General features: G+C 42.9%; 8 protein-coding genes. 5 read left to right on the top strand and 3 right to left on the bottom strand.

The window, feature by feature from the left end:
- The first annotated feature begins 315 nt into the window (after positions 1-315).
- The 3 genes from K8S13_RS01930 to K8S13_RS25545 all read left to right on the top strand — a co-directional run bounded on the left by K8S13_RS01930 (position 316) and on the right by K8S13_RS25545 (position 1,729).
- On the top strand, positions 316-1,173 hold the full coding sequence (locus tag K8S13_RS01930; RefSeq protein ID WP_291460016.1) for a YitT family protein: 858 nt from the start codon (positions 316-318) through the stop codon (positions 1,171-1,173).
- A gap of 125 nt (positions 1,174-1,298) precedes the next feature.
- A complete protein-coding gene (locus K8S13_RS01935) occupies positions 1,299-1,532 on the top strand; it encodes a type II toxin-antitoxin system Phd/YefM family antitoxin (protein WP_291460017.1) in 234 nt (77 codons plus the stop codon).
- Between the two features lie 50 nt (positions 1,533-1,582).
- Positions 1,583-1,729, top strand: a complete 147-nt coding sequence (locus K8S13_RS25545) for a hypothetical protein (RefSeq protein ID WP_367172509.1) — start codon at positions 1,583-1,585, stop codon at positions 1,727-1,729.
- Positions 1,730-1,990: 261 nt separating this feature from the next.
- Here the strand turns inward: K8S13_RS25545 and K8S13_RS01945 are convergent, their stop codons facing one another.
- Together K8S13_RS01945 and K8S13_RS01950 are read right to left on the bottom strand one after the other, a co-directional pair.
- Positions 1,991-2,278 carry a type II toxin-antitoxin system HicA family toxin gene (locus tag K8S13_RS01945; RefSeq protein WP_291460026.1) on the bottom strand — a complete coding sequence of 96 codons (288 nt, stop codon included), beginning with the start codon at positions 2,276-2,278 and terminating at the stop codon, positions 1,991-1,993.
- A complete protein-coding gene (locus K8S13_RS01950) occupies positions 2,202-2,423 on the bottom strand; it encodes a type II toxin-antitoxin system HicB family antitoxin (RefSeq protein WP_291460020.1) in 222 nt (73 codons plus the stop codon). The genes K8S13_RS01945 and K8S13_RS01950 overlap by 77 nt, the downstream gene beginning before the upstream one ends.
- 157 nt (positions 2,424-2,580) lie before the next feature.
- Between K8S13_RS01950 and K8S13_RS01955 the strand changes: the two genes are divergently transcribed.
- The gene (locus K8S13_RS01955; RefSeq protein WP_291460021.1) at positions 2,581-2,865 is read left to right on the top strand and encodes a toxin; all 285 of its coding nucleotides are present in this window, start codon (positions 2,581-2,583) and stop codon (positions 2,863-2,865) included.
- Positions 2,862-3,137 carry an antitoxin gene (locus K8S13_RS01960; protein ID WP_291460023.1) on the top strand — a complete coding sequence of 92 codons (276 nt, stop codon included), beginning with the start codon at positions 2,862-2,864 and terminating at the stop codon, positions 3,135-3,137. Before K8S13_RS01955 ends, K8S13_RS01960 begins: the two co-directional genes overlap by 4 nt.
- Positions 3,138-3,244: 107 nt before the next feature.
- On the opposite strand, the gene K8S13_RS01965 is transcribed toward K8S13_RS01960, so the two are convergent.
- On the bottom strand, positions 3,245-7,184 hold a 3,940-nt coding region (locus tag K8S13_RS01965), incomplete at its 5' end, for a DUF1566 domain-containing protein (protein ID WP_291460024.1).

Genomic DNA, 7,184 nt, shown 5'->3' on the forward strand with positions numbered 1-7,184 from the left:
CTTGAATGAATTTTCATGCTGAATCCATCCCCATAATTTTACACGTCCTTTAAAAAAATCCCCGCTTCATATTGATTCTTTTTACATATCCGCACTGTTTATTTATCGTGCAGAAAAACAATCTTCTAACCAACAAAAAATCATGAGCCAATGTCTGTCTTGCTTTGAAAAAATATCTCAGCTGGCAGCCTGTCTATGTTAAATATGCGGCCGGGGCCAGACCTTATAGCAAATATCCAGCGCTTTAAAAAAAGCTTTACTTTAATATCCATTTTGTACTATCAGACTCATTTTTCAAAACATAAGGATGAACCCATGAAATTACAAAATATAACCTATTCAATCCCGTGGAATCTTTTTTTGATCACCCTGGGAAGTATTATTCTCGGCATTGGACTTAAAGCCATAGTCATACCCAATGGAATGATTACCGGCGGGTTTTCCGGGGCAGGTATTTTACTTTTTTATTACACACAATTGTTCACACCGGGTATCTGGTATTTTATTTTAAATATCCCTGTATTTATTCTCGGGTGGCTCTTTATCAGTAAACGCTTTTTATTTTACAGTCTTTACGGTGCCATTGTTTTAACTTTAGCTATTGATTTCATCTGGTTTGAAATCCCTGTTAAGGATCTGGTGATAGCAAGTCTTGCCGGCGGAACCATCATAGGAGCCGGAGCCGGTATTGTCTTTCGTTCCCTGGGATCTGCAGGTGGCAATGATATTATCTCTATCATTTTACACCAAAAATTCAGTATCCGTATCGGAACATATAATTTTTCTTTTAATTTTGTCTTATTCCTTTTTTCTTTTGGAACACTTGATACGGATTTAATTTTATATTCCATGGCCATGAGTTATATCACATCCCAGGTAATTGAATATTTCATCACCTTGTTTAACCAGAAAAAAATGATCTTTATCATCTCAAATAATCCCGGACAGATTGCAGATGAAATCATGAAAAAACTGAGGAGAGGGGCAACATTTCTAAAAGGAGAGGGGGCATACAGCGGCAAGGAAAAAAACATTATTCTGACGGTTGTTAATACCTTTCAGATAAAACGAATCGAGGAAATTGCATTTACCATTGATCCGGATGCATTCTTAATTACAGAAAACACCTTTAATGTACTTGGAAAAGGATTTTCCAAACGGAAGGTATATTAGAGACAAAAAAAGAATATGAAGCTCTTAGGCCTGTTTGGGATGTTCCCGGAATTCCTTTTTTTCTTGACCAGTTAATATGACCTTGTTAAACTGGCTATATTAAAACAGTGTTATAGGAAAAAATTATGGAACATATTGTTTCAAAATCAAAATTTAAGCCACGTGCACTCAAATATTTCAGGCAGATAGAAAAAACCGGGAAGGAACTCATTATAACCGATCATGCCAGGCCGGTAATTAAGATAGTGCCTTATCGCGACGAACCACAGGTAATTTTAAAGGATTTACGCAACTCTATACAATTTTACTATGATCCTTTAGAACCGGTTGCAGAGAATGACTGGGAAGCTTTAAAGTAACAGAAGACTTACCATTTGTTCAATTTATTCCGGTTGACAACACTATTGCATTGCGGTCTGTCACCCTGCCAGGTAATTTTCACCCTGATCCGGCTGATCGTATTATAACAGCAACTGCCATGACCATGGGCCTGCCGCTTGTTACCAAAAATGATAAAATCCTTGATTATCCACATGTTAAGACTATCTGGGAATAGTTGATGTAAATTTTGATATCTTTGAAATTCATCAAAAAACAGGTGAAACAAACCATTCAGAATAATTATTAATTCCGGAATAGTTCAAACTTTTACGGAATAAGAGTCAAGAATAGTTTATAGCTCAGGCGTATGACTGAATAATTGGGACATAAATTTTATTCATAAATAGTGTGCAGTCTCGGATCAAAGGCCTCTCTTATGCCATATAGCTATCCATTTTTTCCAGTGCAGCTCTGCTTACCTTGCAGCAACAGATTATTATTCAAATTCTTTTCGGCTCAAACCGGCCTGTCTTATAACGGATTGCAATGTCCCGATTTTAATCTCTTTGTGATCCGGTACCGGGACTGTGACAGTGCTTCCAGGAATTTTTTTTTGCATTATCACATGACTGCCTTTTCTTCGTATTTCCATAAAACCATGATTAGACAATATATTGCACACCTCTTTGCCAGACAAGATTTTTAGCTTAACCAACCGCAACCTCCATTTGGGTAACGTACATCTCGCTGTGCAACCGGCCTTCAATCTCTTTAGAGGATGCACATTCAAAAAATAATTCAAGTGCTTCCTGAAGATTATTTTTTGCCTCGCTGACGGTTTCCCCCTGGCTTGCAATGTCCAGTTCCGGACAGAGGGCAACATACCCTTTATCCTCTTTTTCAATAATCGCTGTCATATATCGCTTCATAATTTATTTTCCTTTTTTTTAATTGGCAGCTTCATATCCCACCTTACTATGTTTTTAAGTTGAATGGTATAATTTTCCTTTAGCATGTATTTACAAAACTAAAGAGGCATGCAAAACCATCTTGACTTGTACATGCATTGAATGTACATTTATAAGTATGAGATATGAGTGGAATTCAGAAAAAAATGAATGGCTGAAAAAAGAAAGAAAACTATCTTTTGAAAAGGTTGTCTTCCATCTATCACAAGGAGATGTATGGAAAATTTCAGACCATCCGGATCAAAAAAAATATCCGGGCCAAAGAATCTATTTCGTTTTTATTGAAGATTATATCTATATGGTCCCTCATATTATTGAAAAAGAATACATTTTTTTGAAAACAATTATCCCGAGTCGAAAAGCTTCAAAGGCTTATAAAAAAGAACAGGGAGGGAGAAAATGAAATACAATGACGAAGAAAAAAATATTATAGATGCTTATAACAGCGGAAAAATGAAACTGACCACACCATCGGAAAAGGAGTTGGAAGATATTAAAGCTGCAGCAAAAAATACTTTTAGAAAGAATAAAAAAATTACGTTAAGACTCTATGATCATGACTACCATGGGATTCAAAAAAAAGCGTTTGAAATGGGTATCCCATATCAAACTTTAATCTCCGGTTTAATTCACCAATATATTGAGGGAGAACTAATACCTAAAAAAAGTGTATAACTGAACAGTTAGAACATGTTCACTCATAAATGGTGTGCAGTTTCGGATCAAAGGCTTCTCTTATGCCACAATATTCTATAGCTGTAAAAAGAGAAAAACTTTTTGGATCAAAACTGATCTCCAAATCCTTCGGCTGCATCACCCACACTGACATCCGTGTCTCCTGCCTGGATTTTCAGGATCACACCTGAAATATCATTTCCATCCACATCCCTGTCACGGTCAAGATCGGCCTTGCGGCCCACCCGAATCGGCCCTGCCATATTGCCCTCATTATTAAAATCATCAACTGCCGTCACGGCTGCAAAGTGATCATCCCAGGAGATGTCCAGTAGTGTAAACCCGGTCAGTCCCAGATCTCCCATACCGACCATGTTGTCAGGTGTTTCTCCCCAGTAGAGACGGTATCCGGCCGTATCAACATCTGCGGCCATGGGCCATGAAATTTTAAACTGCTCATTGATGATAGTCACGGTCAGCGAACCCGGGATCACAGGACCGGAAAGGTCGGCTACTGCAATGTCCACCGGATCTGTTTCAGAAATATTTCCTGATATATCAAGGGCCCGGATAAAATAACGTACCCCGTGTCCGGTCAGATAGGCTGAAGGAATTGATGTTTCATACGCTCCTGTCCCCGTGTTGATTTCCATAGGGATGAGCTGATAGGGCATTTCATTTGTCATGGCGCGGAAGGACAAAAGAATAGTTTCCACATCCTGATCATCAGTAACCATAGCTGAGACCACCAATGGGGTATCTGCCTCTGCTGAAAGGACAGGATCATGAACAATTACAGGGGCCAGGTCATTGATAACAAAAGATTCGGTATGGTTCAGCAGGTTGCCCATGTGGTCAAGGGCAATAACGTTCAGCGTGTGGGACCCAAGTACCAGTTCTTCTTCCACCTGGTAAATAAATTCCCCCGTATTAATATCATAATGTTCCTCCCATCCGGAGCCGCTGACGACCAGGGTGCCGTCAATACGAACTTCTATGGTTGGGGTATCTATGCCGCTCAAAGAATCCATGATAATAAAAGAAAGTTCAGGAGATCTTGTACCGACAGACACAGCAAAATCACCAATATCAGGCGGAGCACCGTCAATGGCCAGAAGGTACTGACCAGGCTTGTTGATAAATGCGGTCACGCTGGATTCAAGGGTATCCACGCTGCCACCCATCAGGATGTAAAACCCGGATTCACCGTCCCAGCGGTAGATCCTGAGGCTTTCCGCATCGGCCAGGGTATATCCGGCAGCAACAAGATCACCTTCTGTATATCCCAGGGTCAGTTCCAGAAGAGCCGGGAACATCTGGACAGGATCACCGTTTTCATCCTTGACATTGACAATATACACCTGTCCCACCGTATCTGCATTGGCCATGTCAATCCCTTTGGATAAAAGGCCTGACAGAGCCTTGATCTGATAGCTTTTCTGCAAGGGGTTGATCTTTGTCAGGAACAGTATGCTGCCCTCAATCAAATCCCCGGCACCTGCCTTGAGCTTTGCCCCGGTTTCAACAATTACTGCAATGGCATCCTGGCCGGCTTCAATGATGGCCTCAATGGTTTCAGTCAGGCTGGCGCACATATCCCGAACGGCATCAACTCCGGCTGTGATAAACGGATCATATCCTTTAATATGGTCTGTAATATACCCGTCTTTTTCATACAGAGCGGTGATGTATTTGGCCCCGTTATCCATCTTTCCCCGGGCCGATATATATTCAACCTGCTTCCATGTTTTTAACTGGGCACCAACCCCCAGGTAAAGGCCCAGCCCAATCTCAAACTCCAGATCAAGATCAAAGAGCTGTTGTTCCCTTGTTCTTTCCTCCCAGGATACAGGTCCGGCACTGGTATCAAACAGGGCTGTATAGAACTGGGAGTAGGTGGAGGGGCGAAGACTTAAACCAAAATTGCCATCACCTAGATCTGCCATTTCCCCGGCCAGATCGGATTTCAGGGCAAGATCATCAATAACTTGAATATCTGTTACATAATAATGAATATATTTCCGGGTCGTGTCCGTGCTAAAAAAAAGAAAGTTGTCATCTTCACTTTCCACCAGACGATAATACTCAAGGTACCGACTACCGTTACTATAATTGATGATTCTGGTCCCTTGCTCTCCATCTTTCTGTATCCATGGAGAAATGGAAAAGATTGACCCCAGAAAGAACCTGGGGGTGTTTTTTTTGCGCTTGTCCCCGCCGAATTTCTGTCCCAAAGAAACACTGAAACTGCCCATATCAAGGGAAGTGACCACACTCTGCTCAAAAGCAGATCTCCCCCAATCATCAAAATCAGATGTAAAGGTATAAACATACTCCCCATCCAGGGCGGAAAAATCAAACTCCCAAGTGCTGCCAGCCATACCGGAAAGCCCCAGGGGATTTTTCAGGCTCAAGCCAGCCCCAAGACTGGCCTGGCCAGCGAGACTGAAAGCATTGCCCCAAGAATCAACAGTTATATCGAGACCATAATGCTCCAGCGTCTTGTTCACCAGGCCAAAAAGCAGCGTATCCATGCCCACAACCATCTGGGTAGAAGCATTGATAGCACTTTCAAGAAGGATAATACCGGCGGCAAGGGCTTGAGCCCCATCAATATCGCCATTATCCATGAACCCGGGATACTCATACACGGTGGACAGATCACGGCCGATGCTGCCGGAAAGAGAGGGACCTACTTCAACTTCCGGTAGGGTTTTTGTTTTAAATACCTTGCCAAAGAGACCGGCATGTATTTCCGCCTCAAACTCAGACCCGAGAACGTTTTCAATGAAAAAATCGGCTGAATCTTCCTTATTTTCATACCCGAAACCTGTCATCACATGCTTACCAGCTCCGATGCCTGCCTTCAAAGCACTGAATTCCACAGGCCCTATTTTCGCACCCAGTATTTTTCCAACAGACGCATTCGTTCCCATGAAAATACCGTAGGACTCTGTAAAGGTTCTGTCTTCAACATTGATAGAGAACGAAGGGGGATTTCCTGCAGCAAATCCAACCGAACCACCGCTTTCAGAAGTGATTTCAACAAAAAAGTTTCCCGGATTTTCCACGGCAGGAGAAATAATCTGCACATACCCCTGGTCATCCGTATCCCTGCAGATGACATCTGCTGAACCATTGAACCTGAAACAGATCAGTTTTCCTTGCAACGGCAGTCCTGAAGCCGTATCAAGAATCCGGTAGTACCGGACAGCGTTCCCGCCTTTCATAACCCTTGAAGGAATCGTGTCATTTTCCGGAGCAAAAGGTTCAAATGTGATATTTGAAGTGATACCGCCGGGTTCGCCGACCCGGACCGTAACCAGGGAAATAATCCGGCTCCCATCCCAGGTCACTGCCTTGACCCGGATAATATGTTCACCAGGCTCATCAAAAGCATACGATATCTCGTTGTCATAGGTATACATATCATCATACCCGTCATAATCAAGATCCCAGGCAAACCAGTGGATGCTTTTCCCGGAAATAAACCGCAGGGTAATAGTTTCACCCTGAAGGGCATATCCCCGACCCTCCGGATACAGGACCGCAAGATAGCCGTCATTATCCCTGACCGGTCGGACATAATAGGTGCCGGTCTTGCTGTTATAGGACACTACACCGTTCTGAAAATTCACATACCAGGCCCTTGACGGATCTGTGGTATTGGTGGTGGAACTCCAGTATCCGCCGGCACTGGTATTGGAAAATTTCTGGGGATCAACAGCAGGATTATATCGATTATATAAAACAAGGGACTGCAGCTCGTTGCGGTTGGGCAGGCGCCAGTCATCATGACCATCCCAAGTGCCTGCTTCACACAGGGCAAGGGCCTGCTGCCAGGTAACCGGAGACAGGTCTTGCTGAAGCCACATCAGGCCCGTGTCTGCATCAGCCACTGTATTGGCCCCTGCTTGATAATAAGGTGTTCCGGCACTGCACACGGCGGCAGATATCATCGTTCTATCCCCCCCGCGCACCGGACGGACATAATAATTTGTCCCTGCCTCGTTATAGGACACTACACCGTTTTGAAAATTCACATAC

The organism is Desulfobacula sp. (assembly GCF_021107415.1).